Below are 16,375 nucleotides of genomic sequence, written 5' to 3' on the forward strand. Positions count from 1 at the left end.
ACACTTACTTTAGTTTCGCGAAAACAATTGACGCGAAACTATACGGTTCTTTGATTTCGCGCCGATGGTAGGCTCCTTGCATGACCGCCTCCTCGCTCGACCTACGCCGCCGCCTACACGCGGTCGCGTTCGGTCAGGCGGGCTATTTCTCTTCCGCCCAGGCCGTAGAGGCCGGGTACTCGCACCAGGCGCAGAAGTACCACGTGGACGCCGGGAACTGGACCAGAGTCGACCGTGGCATCTTCCGACTCCCCGACTGGCCGCCCAGTCCCGAGGACGAGTATGTCAGGTGGACCCTGTGGAGCCGGGGTCGCGGAGTTGTCTCGCACGAGTCGGCTCTTCGTGCCCACATTCTCTCAGACGCCGACCCGGCGCGCCTGCACCTGACGGTGCCCCCGGGGTTCCGCGCCCAAGACGATTTCGTGGTCACCCACATCGGTGAGCTTGATCCAGCCGACCGAATCGACCACCACGGTTGGTCGGTCACCTCGATCCCACGCACACTCGCCGACGTCGCGGGGACCGAATCAGTCTCGCAGGAAATCGTCGACGACGCGGTCCGTGGCGCCCTCGCCCGCGGGGACACCACGGAGCGCCGCCTCCGCCGCCTCGCGCACGACCTGCCCGCCGTCGCCGCGCTCCGCTTCGAGCGCGCGTTGGGAACCGTGGGCCAGTGACTGACGCCCGCGCCCGGAGCGTCAATCACCGGCTGCGCAACCTCGCCGCCGAGCACCGAGTTGATCCGCTCCGCCTACGCAACCGTCTGCTCTTCCAGCTCGTCCTGCGGCGTCTCGCGGCGGACAGTCGCTGGGTCCTCAAGGGCGGGTTCGCCTTGGAGACCCGTCTCTGGCTTGACGCCCGCAGCACCAAGGACCTCGACCTGGCTCGACTCAGCGCCGGATCTCCCGACGCCGACGAGTTGCACGACCTCCTCGACGAGGCGTTGGACCACGATCCGGGAGACGGCTTCCGCCTAGTCGCCCGAGCGCCCCGGCCCGTCCGCGCGGAGGACGAGCTTCCCACCACGTGGCGGGTGGTGATCGAGGCCTATCTCGGGTCGACCGAGTTCGGGGTCGTCACCCTCGACGTCGTCACCGCCGACCACCTTGACGACGACGAGGTGGAGCACCTGCTCGTCGAACCGCTCCTGCTCGGCGAGGCGTTCACCGTCCCCGCCGTAGACGTAGACCGGCACGCAGCCGAGAAGCTGCACGCCTACTCGCGGATCTACGCGCACAACCGCCCGTCGTCCCGCGTCAAAGACCTCGTCGACCTCGCATTGCTCCTGGACCGTGGCCTCGTCGATCCGACGCGGTTGGGCGTGCGACTCACCGCGGTCTTTACCGATCGCGACGGCGAGGCGCCACCGGCCGACCTCGAACCACCGCCCGGGTCGTGGGCCGAGCCGTTCGCCGCCATGGCGGCTGATCTCGGGCTCACTTACCCCGACCACGCCTCCGCGTTCCGCGCCGTCCGCGAGACGTACTTGATCGCACTGTCCCGCACGCCCCCGACCGAGAAAGACCTCCCATGAGCGCCCGCGTCACCGCGAAGGAACCCACCACCCAGGCCCGGCTCCAGTCGGTCATCAAGACCTCCCGGCAGATCATGCGCAAGGACGCGGGGCTGAACGGCGAGCTGGACCGCCTGCCTCAGCTGGCGTGGCTGCTGTTCCTTAAAGCCTTCGACGACCTCGAGGAGGAGCGCGCGCTGGTCGACGAGGCCTACGAGCCCGCACTCCCCCAGCCGCTCCGCTGGTCCACCTGGGCGCACGAGAAGTCCGTCACCGGCGCCCCCCTGATCGCCTTCGTCAACGAGCGGTTGATTCCGCACCTGCGCACCGTCCACGGATCGGGTCGGCCCGGGGACCCCCACGACACGCTGGGGCACGTCTTCGCCGACGTTCGGAACCGGATGCAGTCCGGGCACCTACTCCGGCAGCTGGTCGACCAGGTGGACAAGATCAGCTTTACCTCCCGTGACGAGGTGCACACCATGGCCATGTTCTACGAGACCATGCTCAAGGAGATGCGGGACGCCGCCGGTGACTCCGGCGAGTTCTACACCCCTCGTCCGGTGATCAGGTTCGTGGTGGACCAGGTCGACCCGAGGCCCGGCGAGAAGGTCCTGGACCCCGCGTGCGGGACGGGCGGGTTCCTCTCCGAGGCCTACCGGCACATGACCGCCGGGGACATCTCGGCCGCTGATCATGAGAAGGTCTCCGCCGGGTTGCGCGGGATCGAGAAGAAGGGCCTACCCTACCTGCTGTGCCAGATGAACCTCCTGCTCCAAGGCGTGGATCGGCCCAACGTCACCGAGGGCAACGCGCTCATCCACCCGCTGTCTGAGGTCAAGCGGGACGGCGTGGACGTGGTGATGACCAACCCTCCGTTCGGTGGCGAGGAGGAGCGGCTGATCCTCGAGAACTTCCCCACCACCTTCCGCACCTCCGAGACGGTGTGGCTCTTCTTGCAGTCCGTCATGGCTCGCATCGAGAAGAGCCCGCGCGGGCGATGCGGGATCGTCGTGCCCAACTCGGTGCTCTTCGACACCGGCGTGGGCGGGCGGATCAAGAATGATCTTCTGACGCGGTTCAACCTGCACACTGTGGTCCGCCTCCCCAACGGCGTCTTTGCTCCGTACACCCTCATCCCCTCGAACATCCTGTTCTTCGAGAAGGGTGAGCAGGGCCCGGTGTGGTTCTACGAGGTGCCGCCGCCGGAGGGGCGCAAGAACTACACTAAGACCAAGCCCATGCGCTACGAGGAGTTCGAGCCCTGCCAGCGGTGGTGGGGCGGCGCGAGCCGCGAGGGCAGAGTCGAGAACGAACAGGCGTGGAAGGTCGATTTCGCAGATATCGAGGCCGGCGGATTCAACCTCGACCTACACAACCCCCACCGCCCCGACGCGCTGGACCAGCGGCCGCCCGCCGAGCTAGTTGCCGAGTTGATTCAGACAGAGAAGGAACTCCTGGCGGTCTATGAGGAAATGCAGGCGGCCATCGCGGAGTTCGAGCTGTGAAGGTCGAGTGGGTGCCGTTCGGGGAGGTCTTCCGCATGGAACGGGAGCCCGTTGCCATCGAACCAACGGCCGAGTATCGGAAAATCGGAATCCTATCGTGGGGCAAGGGTTTGATTCGCTACCCCGCGTGCGCAGGGACTGAAATGGGGTCGATGAAGTACTTCACTTTTCCTGCGCCTTCCCTCATCTTCAGTAACATCCAAGCTTGGGAAGGTGCTGCGGCACTCGCAGAACCTGCTGACGAATCGAGGGTTTGCTCAAGTCGGTTCTACCCGTACGTACCCCGAGCCGAGAGCCTTGCCTGCCTGGATTTCTTCGGGCAGTTCTTCAGATCGACCGCCGGGCACGAACTGATGCGCCGCTGTAGCCCCGGAACCCAGGTGCGAAACAAGCTCTTGAGCCGCGCGAAACTTGAGAGTGCTCTCGTCCCGCTCCCCTCGCTCGCTGACCAGACCCGAATCGCCGAGCATCTGCATCAGTTAGGCAACACTTCCGATTTAGATCGCAAAGGCTCCGTCGTTGAACCGCTGCATTCGCTCCTCGAACACGTTCGAACTAGCGCGCCTCACGTCCCCTTAGGGGAGGTATTCGAACTCGAACGTCGTACAGCAAAAATTGAGCCCGGCTCGACAGCTACGGAGATCGGGTTAAGGTCCTTCGGAAAGGGCGCCTTTGCGAAGACCCCACGTGACGGAGCGGACATCGGCGAAAAGCGGGTGTTCTGGGTCGAGAAAGACGATTTGTTGATAAGCAACGTCTTCGCCTGGGAAGGGGCCGTCGCCATTGCCGAGTCCCACCATTCTGGGCTAATTGGCTCGCACAGGTTCATGACTTGGGTAGCGGATTCAGCCAGAGTCAATCCTCGATTCATTGCGGCGCACCTGACCAATCCGAACGGGATTAAAAGCCTGGCGGAATGCTCACCAGGTTCAGCCGGACGGAATAGGACGCTTTCGGTCAAGAATTGCGCGAACGTGTCAATTCCGCTACCTGATCTTGCGACTCAGAACCGAGTCAGCGAGTTGTCGCTTCAACGAGATCGAACGAACGCGCTCCGCGCCCGCCGCAACGAACTCGCGGCCGCACTACTTCCCTCCGCCCGGAACGAGATCTTCACCGCGATGCGCTGACGCTCCGCCAGGCGTCGCCGGCCACCACAACGTGGTCGAGGAAGCGGAGTCCCACCTCCTCCGCGGCGGATCGGATCCGGTCGGTGGCGGCGCGGTCGGCGGCACTCGGAGTGGGATCCCCCGCCGGGTGATTGTGCGCGAGCGCGAAGGCGGCCCCATCGTGACGCAACGCGACGGCCAACACTTCACGGATCGGCAGGCTCGTCGTCGTCGACCCTCCCCGCGCCACCGACTCCACACGCGTCACCCGGTTGCGGCCGTCGGCCACCACCACCAGGACCTCCTCCCGCGTGGCGGAGCCGATCACGGGGATGGCGACGGTGGCGATGTCAGCCGACGAGCCGAGGATCCGCCCCTCGGCCGGGCCCTGGACGCGGCCGGCGAGCGCGAACGCCGCCACGATCCGGCATGCCTTGGCCGGGCCGATTCCAGGCAACCGGCCGAGGTCCGCCGCGGTGGCCCGGGCCAGTCCGGCGAGCGAGCCGAACTCGGCAACGAGCCGCGTGGCCAGAGCGACCGCGTTCTGACCCGCCACACCGGACCCGACATGGATGGCGATCAGCTCGGTGTCGCTGAGAGCTGCAGGACCGAAACGTACGAGCCGCTCACGAGGGAGGTCGTGGGCGGGGAGATCCCTGAACGGGGTGGCCATGGGACCGACCGTAGGTAGCCGGCCACCATAGCGTCCACCCCTCGAAGCGCCTTGTGGAAGATGTCGACAACCATCCACAGGACCATGGAGCCAACCCGACTGTGCGGGCACTAAGACGCCAGGCGGTTAGTCGCGCATTCGGAGCGCAAACTGGGATTGTCGCCGAACGCGGCGGCCATACGGTGTCCATCCCACCGGACCGCGGGGGCTGGCCGCGACCGGGGTCATCGGCGCAGCGGACGGCGGCGGGGCCATACTCGGGTCCCGGCTCGCGAACACCCGCTGTAGGTCCCAAACGCCACAGCATCGGCTCAGGCGTTGGACACCGCAATGGGCATCTGCGGGCGCTCGGCAGTCAGTCCGGTCTACGCGGCGCAACGGGGTAGCGGCGCGGCTCGCGATGGGTTGGCTCGGGGGGGCACAGCCCCGGATAGGGTCTGCAGACCATGGCCAAACCCTGCGACATGCCCGCCACCCGTGAGCTGCGCACCCTGCCCGTCCCCGGCGGCCCGGCAGTGGCCGAGCTGTTCCCGACGTTCGAGCAACTGCTGGCCGACCGCGGCCCCGCGCTACTGCCGGTCCCGGCCGACGATCCCGCCCGCACACTGCTCCTCGAGCGGACCCAGCGGCCGGGAGAACCGATCGACGACCGCGCCGCCCTCGTGGTGAGCACCTCCGGCTCGACCGGCGACCCCAAGGGCGCGATGCTGTCGGCCGCCGCGTTGGCCGCCTCGGCTTCCGCCACTGATGTGTTTCTCGGCGGGCCGGGCCGCTGGCTCCTGGCGCTTCCCGGGCACCACATCGCGGGCCTGCAGGTGATCCTGCGAAGCCTGCGAGCCGGCCACGAGCCGGTGGTGGTGGACGTGACCGGAGGATTTGATCCCGCCGCGCTGCCCGACGCGGTCGCCGCCTGCACGGGTTCGCAGACCAACGCGGGCGGCGCGACACGCGCGTACACCTCCCTGGTCCCCGGCCAGCTGGCCAAGGTCTTCGACGAGGGCCCACCCGAGGCCGTCGCCGCCCTGGCCTCGCTCGACGCCGTGCTGCTGGGCGGGGCCGCGGCCGCGCCGGTGCTGCTCGCCCGCGCCGCTCGGGCCGGGATCCGGGTGGTGCGGACCTACGGCATGAGCGAGACCGCCGGCGGGTGCGTCTACGACGGTCTGCCGCTCGACGGGGTGGAGATGGAGATCGACGACGACGAGGGGCGCGTCTGGCTGGCCGGACCGCAGCTGGCGCTGGGGTACCGGAACGCACCCGGTCACCCGGCGTTCGCCCGGCAGGGGTGGTTCCGCACCGACGACGCCGGTCGGGTCGGCGAGGATGGCAGACTGCGGATCCTCGGGAGGCTCGACGAGGCGTTGAGTGTGGGTGGATTGACGCTCCTCCCGCAAGCGGTCGAGGACGCGCTCCGGCGGCACGCCGCGGTGGTCGACGTCGTCGTCGTCGGGATCCCGGATGCCCGCCTCGGCACACTGCCCGTCGCGGCGGTCACTCTGCGGTCCACGGCGACGCCGGACGAGCTCCGGGCACACGTGACGGCGCTGCTCGGGGCGCACTCGGCGCCCGGCGTGGTGGCGGTGGTGGACACACTTCCCACGCTGCCGGGCGGCAAGGTCGACCGGCGGGCGTTCGCGGCCGGGTTCGTCGATGGGACAATCGGGGGATGACCCGCGAGACCGACTTCTCCCCCGCCGAGCCGCCTGCCGAGCCGCATGCCGAGCCCACCGGCGCCGCCCTGTCCGACTGGCTGGAGGGGGCGCGGCCCCGCACGTGGCCCAACGCGTTCGCGCCGGTACTCGTGGGCTCGGCTGCCGCGGGCCTGGCCGGCGGGTTCGTCTGGTGGAAGGCGCTGCTGGCGCTGGTGGTCGCGTGGTCGTTCATCGTGGGGGTCAACTTCGCCAACGACTACTCCGACGGTATCCGCGGCACGGACGACGACCGCGTGGGCCCGCTGCGCCTGGTGGGCTCGGGACTGGCCCGCCCGGCGACGGTGAAATGGGCCGCGTTCGCGTTCCTGGCGCTGGGCGGGATCGCCGGCGTGGTGTTGAGCTGGCTCTCCGCTCCGTGGCTGATCGTGGTGGGCCTGCTGTGCATCCTGGCGGCGTGGTTCTACACGGGCGGGTCCTCGCCGTACGGGTACCGCGGGCTCGGCGAGGTGGCAGTGTTCGTGTTCTTCGGCCTGGTGGCGGTGCTCGGCACGCAGTTCACCCAGCTCGGGTCCGTCACCTGGTACGCCGTGGTCGCGGCGATCGCGGTAGGCAGCTTCTCGTGTGCGGTCAACCTCACCAACAACCTGCGCGACATCCCGTCGGACACCGAGGCGGGCAAGATCACGCTCGCCGTCCGCCTGGGGGATTCACGGACCCGAGGGCTTCACGCCGTGCTGGAGTTGTTGGTACCGCTCCTGGCCACGGTGGCACTGGTCCCCGCGACGCCGTGGGCGCTCCTGGGCCTGCTGGCGATGCCGGTGGCGTGGAAGGCCAATGCTCCGGTGCGGGCGCGGGCCACGGGCGCCGGGCTCATCCCCGCGCTCGCGGTGGCCGGGTTGGCCATGCTCGCGTGGAGCGTGCTAGTCAGTTCGGGGATGCTGATCGCCTCGCTGTAGAACCGCAGGTGCGCCGCTACGGTCCCGTCGAGTGGGCCGCTCGCCCGGCCAGAAGTGGCCTGTTCGCCCGGCCTACCTGAGCAGCCCGCTCGCCCGGTCTGTGTGAGCAGCCCGCTCGCCCGGCCTACTTGCCGAGCGAACCGTCGGGCACGGTGTTCCAGGCGGCCTGGATGCCGTCGTTGATCGCCAGTGCGGCGCCGAGCAGCGCGTCCTTGACCGGCTCGGGCAGGGGCAGGGCCCGGATATCGGCGATGTTGATGGTGCCGGGCGCCGGGGTCGCCACGGGAGCAGGAGCCGGCGCGGGAGCAGGAGCGGGCGCAGGGGCAGGAGCGGGCGCTGGGGCTCCCCCGCCTGCGCGACCGGTGATGGTGACGGTCGTGGACTCGGTCCGCACCGGGATGCCGGCGATGTAGGCGGTGGCCACGGGCCGGTAGACACCCGGTGTGGTGGGCACACCCTTGATGGCGGTGGTCCGCGGATCGTAGGTCAATCCCGGGGGCAGGCCCTGGAACTGCAGGGTCGCACCGGGCGGCAGGGATACCTGGTCGCTGACCCGGTTCTCCATGTAGACCCCCACCGGGAAGGTGAGAGCCGGCAACGCGGCCGGGGCCAGGTCCGTGGCCTCCACCACGACGGGCGCGGTCTCGGGGGACCCGGCCTGACCCGACGCCACACCGATCGCAGCCATGGCGGAGAGGGCGGCGGCGGAGGCGATGACGGGACGGGAGAGACGCATACAGGCCTTTCGGGGGTCACTGGGGCGTGCCGAGCGCGGACCCGGCCACGGTAACCCACGAATGCACGTCACCCCGAGGCCTTCTCATCATGTGAGAAGGACTCGGGGTGGACGTGGTCACCGGCGACCTACGCGGCCGCCGGGAGTTCGAGGCCTCAGCCGCGACCGTTGGCGACGGTCGGGCCGGGGGCCTGGACGGTGCTGGGAGCACCCGCCGCGACGGTCGGAGCGGTTGAACCGGAGGAGCCGCCCTCGTTTCCGCCACCGTTGCTGGAACCGCCGGTGGACGTTCCCGGCAGCGCCGGCAGGAACGCGGTCGAACCCGGGGTCGACGACCCTCCGCCCAGCGCCAGTCCCAGCCCGGCCAGGCCGAGCAGGGCGATTCCGGTGAAGGCGAGTCCGGGGGCGAGCGCACCGAGGGAACCGGTGTCGACGGGCGAGGACGAGCCCGGTACCTCGATCTGCGCGACGGTGTTCAGCCCACCACCCGTGGTGAGGTCGCCACCGGTGGTGGTCTCACCGTCGGTGGTCGAACCGGTCTGGCCGCCGGTGTCGAGCAGCGAGCCCAACGGGCCCAGGCTCTGGGTGTCGAGCCCACCGGTGACCTCGCCGGTGGCGTCTCCACCGGCGTTCCCCGTCGAGCCCGGCAGGACCGGCGATCCGGTGTCGGGTGTGGTCGTGTCGCCGTCCGGGGTGCCACCACCCAGGCTGCCGAGGTCGATCTGCCCGTTGGCATCGCTCCCGAACGGCCCGGCGGGGGTCTGTCCCGGCGCGTCGGGGTTGGTCTCGCCGGTGCCGAGCGATCCGGTCACCATTTCGGCCGCGGACCCTCCACCGAGGGAGGTCACGATGCCCACGACGGCCCCGAGAATGGCGTCCGTGCCGGCAGATCCCGTGGTGATCTGGCCGCCGGCCTGGGCCTCGCCTCCGAGGCTGCCCTCGACGGCGCCCGCGGAACCGGCCTCTGCGCCAGCTCCGACCGGGGCGGTGCCGTCGGCGTTGTTGATCGTGAGGGTCACGGGGATCGTGACGACCTGGCCACCGAGCGTCCCGACGACAGACACGTTGTACACACCTGCGGCCGCGGCGGTCCCGGAGATGACGCCGTTCGCGTAGGTCAACCCCTCGGGCAGGCCGGTGACGTCCGTGATGACGATCCCGGCCCAGTCGCCGGCCGCCGCGAGGCCCTGGATGTCGAAGGAGTAGGAGGCGCCGGCGTTGACGGCCGGCGCGGAAACGGCGACGGTCTGGACGTCACCGCGCACGGTGGGTGCATCGGGAGTGGCGACGACGACGCCGCCCACGAGGGCGACCGCCGCTGCGGCTGCGACGGGGGCGACAAGGCGACCCCGGACGATACGACGAGGGCGGGCGAGGCGAGCACGCATCGGCTGGTTCCTTCCGGAGGGGTTCGGATCGCTCACTCCCCGGATATGGGAGCGCAGACCATTACAAGAGTCACTCTAACCACATGCACATCATATGTCTACAACTGTCACTATTGTCACAGGAGTCTCACCAATTACACTGGTAACACACCCCTGGGGTATTCCCGCTGAGATTGGCACCCGTTTATCGAACGGCGCACGTGCACCGGTGATGTCAGGGGCCGGTGAAAGACAGGGCCCTGTAGACGACAGGGGCCCATTGGAAGGCAGGGGCCCGTGAGAAGACAGGGGCTCGTGAGAAGACAGGGCCCGGAGACGACCGCGGCCCGGCCCCCGTCAGGGGACCGGGCCGTGATGACCAGGGATGGGCCGGCGGTCAGGCTCCGGGCGTCGGGACGCTGGTCGGTAGCGCGACGGCGCCCGTCCCGGAATCAGAGTCGGAGTCGGAGTCGTTCTCGGCCGAGGCGGAGCTCGAGGTGGACGCCTCCGCTCCGCTGCCGCTGCTGCCGGCCCCGGTACCGCCGGGCGCCACGGTGCCGGTGACGGTGGTGACGGGATTCCCGTCCCCGTCAACGATCACGGTGACCGGCGGCAGGGCCATCTGGCCACCGAAGACGGTGGTGCACAGCGGCTCGGTGAGCGATCCGGTCTGCCCCACCAGATTCGCCCCGCCGCCGGGCCCCGCGACCACGTCGAGCAGGTTCGGGAAGGTTCCGAGGGCGGAGGTGACGAAGTCGAGGACCGCGGTCGGCACACCCGAGATGCCGAACAACGGATAGAACTTGGCGACCGAACCGCCGAGATCGGGCAGCTCACACGTCGCCTCGGACTCGGGGACGAGCTCACCGACACTGGTGTCCTCCGAACTCTCGGAGTCGAGGCTGCCCTCGTCGCCGGAGCTGCCGTCCCCGGAACCCCCCGCTCCGGAGCTCCCCGTGTCACTGTCGCCCCCGGCACCCTCGCCGCTTCCGCCGGAGAGACTTCCACCCTCGAGGCTGCCCCCCAGGAGACTGCCCGCGTCCAGGCTGCCCAGCTCCGAGCTCGCGGACCCGGTGTCACCGGCCTGGGCGTTGACGAACGGTACGGAGAGTGCGACCGCCATGAGTGCGGCGGCGGAGGCGGTGACGACCCTGCGGGTGGACATGGCGATGAGACCCCTTAGATGGCGACGGACCAGAGTGCGACGGACGCTGTCACGCGCCACCGCTGTCGGGGGGCGCCTGCTGTCGACAGGAGGACTGTATCCCGCCGGGCCGTCCGCCGTGGGGCCTTCCGCGGTGTGCCCTACCGGTCAGTCGCCGAGGCTGCCGGCGCCGGTGGTGAACATGCCGAGCAACTCGGCCGGGGCGCTGCCGAGAGCCGCGGCTCCCCCGGTCTCGGTATCGACCCCGGCGGCGGGCTCGCCGCCCAGGAGCGCGGGCGAGATGGTGCACAGGATCTGGCCGGCCGAACCCAGGTCCTGCATCGAACCGGTCTCGCCGAGGACCGAGGGCAGCATGCCGACGACCGCGTTGAGCAGCATCAGGATCAGGCCGGAGGACGCGGAGTCGTCGTCTCCGGTGAGGGCCGGCAGGAGGCTCGTCAGGGAGGCGCCGTCCATCTCGCCGTCTCCGAGGACCGCGCACAGGTCGGGCGAGGTGCCCGTCTCGCCGTCGTCACCCGTCGGGTCGAGCTCGGAGCCGGTCGGGTCCTCGTCGGTTCCGTCGGGCACCACGGCATCGGCCGCCGGGGCGCCGGGAACGGCAGAGAGGGTCGGGGCGGCCTGCGCGGTGGTGGTCGTAGCGGCGGGGTCCGTCGCGGCCCCCTCGTCGTCAACAGCACCGTCGTCAACAGCACCATCGTCGACAGCACCGTCCACCCCGGACTCGTCGCCGGACTCGGTGGCGGTGGTGGTCGTGGCCGCCGCAGCGGCGCCGGACGCGTCGACCACGGTGACCGTGAGCTTCTCGGACTGGGACACGGCGCCGTTGGAGACGGTGACCAGCACGTCGTAGTCGCCCGCGCGGGTGGGGGTCCCGGAGATCACCCAGCCGTCCTGGGCGAGGCCGTCGGGCAGGCCCGTGACCTGGATGGTGGTCCCTGCCGGGATCGTCCCACCGGCGGCCTGCGCCACCACGGGCTCGAGGTCGAGGTTCACCGGGACCCCCAGTTCCATCTCCTGGGCGGTCGCATCCTGGGCCGTCGCGTCCTGACCCGTGGCGTTCTGGGCCAGGAGGATGTCGCCGGCGGCGACCTCGGACGGCGCGGACACGGCGACGACGGTCCCGCCCCCGACCACGGCGAGCGCCGCCAGGGCGCCACCGAGTGCGAGCGAACGGGTGCGAGGGGCGGTGCTGCGGGGGCGGTGCTGGAACATGGGTTCACCTTGTCGTCCGAAGGGCGGGGCACGACCGGGGCAGCCCAGTCACACCAGTACCATACGTCACATCGGTCACAGTGGCCACAGGTTGGCCCGGGGTGTCGGACGGTCAATACACTCGGCGCCGGAAGCCACGTTCGATGGAAGGACCCCCGTGACCCCACCCCCCGAGATCGCGATCCGGGCACGAGGCCTGCGCAAGACCTATGCGCACGGTCGCGTCGAGGTCCGGGCTCTCGACAACGTGGACGTCTCGGTGGACAAGGGTCGCTGGACCGCCGTCATGGGCCCCTCCGGGAGCGGCAAGTCCACCCTGATGCACTGCCTCGCCGGTCTCGACACCCCGGATCACGGCACGATCTCCATCGGGTCCACCGAGGTCACCCGCCTGGGGGACGCCGGCCGGACTCGTCTGCGTCGCACCCGGGTCGGCTTCGTCTTCCAGTCCTTCAACCTGGTCCCCTCGCTCTCGGTGCGCGAGAACATCGTGCTGCCCGTCCGTCTGGCCTTCCGTCGCCCGGACCGCGGACGCCTGGACTCCCTGGTGGACGAACTCGGGATCGGCGACCTCCTCCGCAGACGACCCCACGAGCTCTCGGGCGGTCAGCAGCAGCGCGTGGCCATCGCCCGCGCCCTGCTCCCCCGGCCCGACGTGGTGTTCGCGGACGAGCCCACCGGCAACCTCGACTCGGGGTCGGGCGAGTCAGTGCTCGGGCTGCTCGGGGCCTGCGTCCGCGAGGCCGGCCAGACCGTCGTCATGGTCACCCACGACGCCCACGCCGCCGCGCACACGGACAGGGTGCTGGTCCTGGCAGACGGACGGATCGCCGACGAGGTCGACTCCCCCACCCCCGAGTCGATCGACGCCGCGATGCGGGCGCTCGCGGGCCGTCGCCCGGCAACGGCGTGAGTCCCCGGCTGGTCCTGGGCCAGCTGCGCGCGCACGCGGGTCGCTATCTGGGCACGTTCCTGGCCATCGCCGTGGCCGTGGGGTTCGTCCTGGCCTCGGCGGGCGTGCTGCGCACCATAACGGCCAGCGCGGACGCCACCTTCGGCATGCGCTATTCCGACACCGCCGTACTCGTGCAGAACCTCGGCGACCGCACCTCCGCCGGAACCGACGCCACCCGGGAGGAGGCCGCCGGGGCCCAGCGGATGGGACTTGAGGCGATCGCGACCACGCCCGGGGTCCGGGCGTTCACCGTCGACTCCCAGACGTACGTCCGGGTCCGTGCGGAGGGACGGGCCCAACAGATGACGACGGCGACGGCGCTCTCCCCCGACGACCGCCTGCGGTGGCAGCCCCTGGCGTCGGGCCGCCTGCCCGCCCGACCCGGCGAGGTGGCCGTGCGCGCCGACTCCGACGTCCCGCTGGGCGCCACGTTCGAGGTCCAACCGGCCGGGCGGTCCGATCCCGCCCCGGTCACCGTGGTGGGCCTGTTCGACCTGTCAGGCCAACCGGACCTCACGTCCGCGTTCCCCCTGTACACCGTGGACGAGCAGGTCCAGCAGTGGTCCGCGTCGGGCGCGGGCGGCGACGTGCGCGTGGCCGGGGACGGCTCGGTCCCCGGCACCGCCCTCGCGGCGGAGATCGCGGAGCGGCTGGCCGGTATCCCGGGCACGTCGGCAGTCGAGGTCTCCACGGGCTCGGCGGAGGCCCGGGCGCTCGCGGAATCGTTCGTCGGCAGTCGCGACGTCTACACCCGGGCGCTGCTCGCGTTCACCGTGCTGGCCGTGGCGGTGGCCGCCCTCGTGATCGGGACGACCTTCGCGGTGGTCTTCACCGCCCGCGTCCGCGAGACGGCGCTGCTGCGCTGCCTCGGCGCGACCGGCTTCCAACTCCGTCTCTCCGGGGCCGTCGAAGCGCTGGTGGTGGCCGTGCTCGCCACCGCCACCGGACTGGCGCTGGGCCGGTTCGGGGTCTCGGTGGCCTCCCGTGAGGCGCCCCGGCTCGGGGTGACGATCCCGCTTCAGGAGGTGACCGTGCCGCCGAGCGCGTACGCGCTCGCCGCCGCGGTGGGCGTGGGGGTCACACTGCTCACCGCTCTGCCCGCGCTGTGGCGGGCCACCTCGGGCAGTCCACTGGAGGCGCTCCGCCCGGGCGATGTCCGGCCCGACCCCTGGTGGCGGCGACTCGCGATGGTCCTGGCGGGATCCGCGGTCGCGGTCGCGGGGTGGACGGGCATGTCCTCGGCGGTGGACTCTCGGTCCGTGGTCGAGGCCGGCGCCTGGGGGGTGCTGACATTCCTCGGGGTCCTTGCCGTGACCGCCGGGGCCCTGCCCACCCTCCTCGGCGCGGTCGGCCCGGTCTTCGGTCTGCTCCTGGGTCCGGTCGGCCTGCTCGGCGCCCGCAAAACCGCACGCAGTCCCCGCCGCACGGCCGCCACCGCGGCCGCCGTCCTCGTGGGTGTGACGCTCACCGCGACCATGGTCACCGGGATCGCCCTGCTGGGGCCCGCCATCCAGTCGCGGCTGGTCGACCGGGTGCCCCTGGACGTGGCCGTCACCGCCCCCGACGGGGTGTTGCCCGGTGGGTTGCCCGAGCAGTTGGCGGGCCTGGACGGGGTGGCGGAGTCCCTCGTCGTCGTCGACATGTACGCCGAGGACGATCAGGGCAGGCGCACCGTCCTGCGCGTAGCCGACCCGTCGCGGGTCGAGCAGGTGATGCGTCGCGAGGTGACGTTGCCCGGCCCGGGCGAGATCGTACTGCCGGAGTCCTCCCCCGTGGCCGCGAGCGCCCGTGACGGCGACACCGTCCGGTTCACGTTCTTCTCCGACGACGACGGACGGGACCTCGTCGTGCGCCGCTCCGGTGACCAGTGGGCCCTGGCCCGTCCGGGGAGCGTGCCGGCCTGGCCCGTGGCGCAGTTGCCGGACGGATCCCCGTGGCCCGCGGGCGAGGAGATACCGCAGCAGTTCGTCCCCCGCACCGAACAGTGGCTCCGGATGGACGACGGGCTCGAGGGCGAGCGACTCGAGGTGGCGCTCGACGGGGTGCGTTCGGCGGCGGTCGACGCCGACCCGTCACTGGCCGTCACCGAGACCTTCGCCTCCCGCGAGCAGATCGCCGGCTCCGTCCGAACCGTACTCACGTCCAGCTCACTACTGCTCGCGGTGGCGGTGGCGCTGGCGCTGGTCGGCGTGGTCAACACCCTCACACTGGCGATCCGGGAACGGACCCGCGAGATCGCGCTCCTCCGCGGCGTGGGCGTCACCCGCACCGGCGTGTGGCTGATGCTCGTGCTGGAGACCGCACTGGTGGCGGCGAGCGCCTCGGCTCTCGGGGCGGTCCTGGGAGCGGCCTTCGGCGCGCACGGTGCGGCCGCCCTGGTGGGTCCCGGGACAACCGGTAACATTGGTCTACCCGTGACCGATCTGCTCACTGTGGGAGCCGGTGGTGTCGTGGCCGCTGTCCTCGCCGCAGCCGTGGCCTCACTCGGGGCGGTCCGGACGCGAATCACCGGGATCTGACGCCCGGGTTCGCGATCTTCGCGGCTTCTTCCGGTAGCCATCCTTTGACGGAACTGAGACACTATCGTTATGCAAACTCGGGTGCTCCTGGCCGCTGGCGCGATCGCGCTGGTAGCGGCGTCGTGCGCACAGCCGGAGCCGCAGGTCCTCTCCGAAGCCCCGCGGTCCGCCTCTGCCACCGAACTGACCTCGTCGGCCGAGCCGACCGAACGGGAATCCCAGCCGGGCCGGTTCATCGCCCGGTGCGCGACCGAGGCCGACGGCGGCACCCCGGGGATGACCTTCTTCACGGACGGCTCCCAGAGCGTCACCGACCACTGCCTCAGCCGCTACTACATCGGGGTGCAACCCGCCCCGGGCGCTCTGTACGTGGCCGACGAGGACGCGGGCACGTGGGCACCCTCCCGCGCGCCCCAGGCGAGCACGACCACCACCACCAACCAGTGGACTCCCGCACAGCCGCGGACGGACATCGGGGTGCAGGACCCGTGGCTCGACGGCGACGACCTCGACGCCGATGAGCCCACCGAGGGCGACGCAGGCGAGAGCGAACCGGGAGACGGTGAGCCGGGCGACGGAACCACCGAGGAGACCACGCCGGTGACCCCACCGGAGGGGACGACGCCCCCCACCGCCCCGCCCACCACCCCCGCCGGAACGGAACCCACCACACCGGGCGACGTCGAGACGACGTCCCCGGGTGAGGTCGAGCAGTCCACTCCCGGATCCGCGGAGCCGGCACCGCCCACCATGCCGACCACGGTGCCGACCGGTACCGGGACCCCCGAGCCGGATCTCTCGGCGCCGCCGACCTCGGCCCTGCCGCCGTTCGGGTGGACGGGTTCGCACGGACCGGCCGGGTCATACGGTTCGGAACGACTCCCGGCGCTGCCCTGGCCCACTCCGTCACTGTCGGGCGGGGCGACCCGCTAGATCGACCCCGAGCGCCACCGTGCTCTCCGATTCAGGCCGTGCCCGATTCAGGCCGTGCCCGGATTCAGTTGGCGGCCAGC

General features: G+C 70.7%; 14 protein-coding genes. 9 read left to right on the forward strand and 5 right to left on the reverse strand.

Annotated features, from left to right (window positions below; genetic code table 11):
- Nucleotides 1-80 precede the first annotated feature (80 nt).
- The 4 genes from A6048_RS13115 to A6048_RS13130 are packed head-to-tail and all read left to right on the forward strand — an operon-like array spanning nt 81 to nt 4,151.
- Nucleotides 81-677: a type IV toxin-antitoxin system AbiEi family antitoxin domain-containing protein gene (locus tag A6048_RS13115; RefSeq protein ID WP_107746098.1), complete on the forward strand. Its 597-nt coding sequence runs from the start codon at nt 81-83 to the stop codon at nt 675-677.
- Nucleotides 674-1,534, forward strand: coding sequence for a nucleotidyl transferase AbiEii/AbiGii toxin family protein (locus A6048_RS13120; protein WP_107746096.1), 861 nt, complete (start codon nt 674-676; stop codon nt 1,532-1,534). Before A6048_RS13115 ends, A6048_RS13120 begins: the two co-directional genes overlap by 4 nt.
- A complete protein-coding gene (locus A6048_RS13125; protein WP_107746094.1) occupies nt 1,531-3,021 on the forward strand; it encodes a class I SAM-dependent DNA methyltransferase in 1,491 nt (496 codons plus the stop codon). Before A6048_RS13120 ends, A6048_RS13125 begins: the two co-directional genes overlap by 4 nt.
- Nucleotides 3,018-4,151 carry a restriction endonuclease subunit S gene (locus tag A6048_RS13130; protein WP_107746092.1) on the forward strand — a complete coding sequence of 378 codons (1,134 nt, stop codon included), beginning with the start codon at nt 3,018-3,020 and terminating at the stop codon, nt 4,149-4,151. The genes A6048_RS13125 and A6048_RS13130 overlap by 4 nt, the downstream gene beginning before the upstream one ends.
- Here A6048_RS13130 and A6048_RS13135 read toward each other — a convergent pair.
- The gene (locus tag A6048_RS13135) at nt 4,135-4,803 is read right to left on the reverse strand and encodes a JAB domain-containing protein (RefSeq protein ID WP_107746090.1); all 669 of its coding nucleotides are present in this window, start codon (nt 4,801-4,803) and stop codon (nt 4,135-4,137) included. The genes A6048_RS13130 and A6048_RS13135 overlap by 17 nt on opposite strands.
- Nucleotides 4,804-5,267: 464 nt before the next feature.
- Here A6048_RS13135 and menE point away from each other — a divergent pair, with 464 nt between their 5' ends.
- The gene (gene menE / locus A6048_RS13140) at nt 5,268-6,470 is read left to right on the forward strand and encodes an o-succinylbenzoate--CoA ligase (RefSeq protein WP_107746639.1); all 1,203 of its coding nucleotides are present in this window, start codon (nt 5,268-5,270) and stop codon (nt 6,468-6,470) included.
- The gene (locus A6048_RS13145; RefSeq protein ID WP_200837291.1) at nt 6,467-7,408 is read left to right on the forward strand and encodes a 1,4-dihydroxy-2-naphthoate polyprenyltransferase; all 942 of its coding nucleotides are present in this window, start codon (nt 6,467-6,469) and stop codon (nt 7,406-7,408) included. Before menE ends, A6048_RS13145 begins: the two co-directional genes overlap by 4 nt.
- Before the next feature lie 124 nt (nt 7,409-7,532).
- Here A6048_RS13145 and A6048_RS18515 read toward each other — a convergent pair whose 3' ends face one another.
- From A6048_RS18515 to A6048_RS13165, 4 genes are all read right to left on the reverse strand, one after another.
- Nucleotides 7,533-8,144 carry a hypothetical protein gene (locus A6048_RS18515; RefSeq protein ID WP_200837290.1) on the reverse strand — a complete coding sequence of 204 codons (612 nt, stop codon included), beginning with the start codon at nt 8,142-8,144 and terminating at the stop codon, nt 7,533-7,535.
- Nucleotides 8,145-8,299: 155 nt separating this feature from the next.
- Nucleotides 8,300-9,532, reverse strand: coding sequence for a hypothetical protein (locus tag A6048_RS13155; protein ID WP_107746088.1), 1,233 nt, complete (start codon nt 9,530-9,532; stop codon nt 8,300-8,302).
- Between the two features lie 376 nt (nt 9,533-9,908).
- Nucleotides 9,909-10,676: a hypothetical protein gene (locus tag A6048_RS13160; protein ID WP_107746086.1), complete on the reverse strand. Its 768-nt coding sequence runs from the start codon at nt 10,674-10,676 to the stop codon at nt 9,909-9,911.
- 147 nt (nt 10,677-10,823) lie between these two features.
- The gene (locus tag A6048_RS13165; RefSeq protein ID WP_107746084.1) at nt 10,824-11,888 is read right to left on the reverse strand and encodes a hypothetical protein; all 1,065 of its coding nucleotides are present in this window, start codon (nt 11,886-11,888) and stop codon (nt 10,824-10,826) included.
- Nucleotides 11,889-12,045: 157 nt separating this feature from the next.
- On the opposite strand from A6048_RS13165, the gene A6048_RS13170 reads away from it, so the two are divergent.
- From A6048_RS13170 to A6048_RS13180, 3 genes are all read left to right on the forward strand, one after another.
- On the forward strand, nt 12,046-12,801 hold the full coding sequence (locus A6048_RS13170) for an ABC transporter ATP-binding protein (RefSeq protein ID WP_107746082.1): 756 nt from the start codon (nt 12,046-12,048) through the stop codon (nt 12,799-12,801).
- Nucleotides 12,798-15,362, forward strand: a complete 2,565-nt coding sequence (locus tag A6048_RS13175; protein ID WP_107746080.1) for an ABC transporter permease — start codon at nt 12,798-12,800, stop codon at nt 15,360-15,362. The genes A6048_RS13170 and A6048_RS13175 overlap by 4 nt, the downstream gene beginning before the upstream one ends.
- A gap of 69 nt (nt 15,363-15,431) precedes the next feature.
- The gene (locus A6048_RS13180) at nt 15,432-16,295 is read left to right on the forward strand and encodes a hypothetical protein (RefSeq protein WP_107746078.1); all 864 of its coding nucleotides are present in this window, start codon (nt 15,432-15,434) and stop codon (nt 16,293-16,295) included.
- The last annotated feature ends 80 nt before the right edge of the window (nt 16,296-16,375 follow it).

Source organism: Dietzia psychralcaliphila (genome assembly GCF_003096095.1).
GTDB classification, from domain to species: domain Bacteria; phylum Actinomycetota; class Actinomycetes; order Mycobacteriales; family Mycobacteriaceae; genus Dietzia; species Dietzia psychralcaliphila.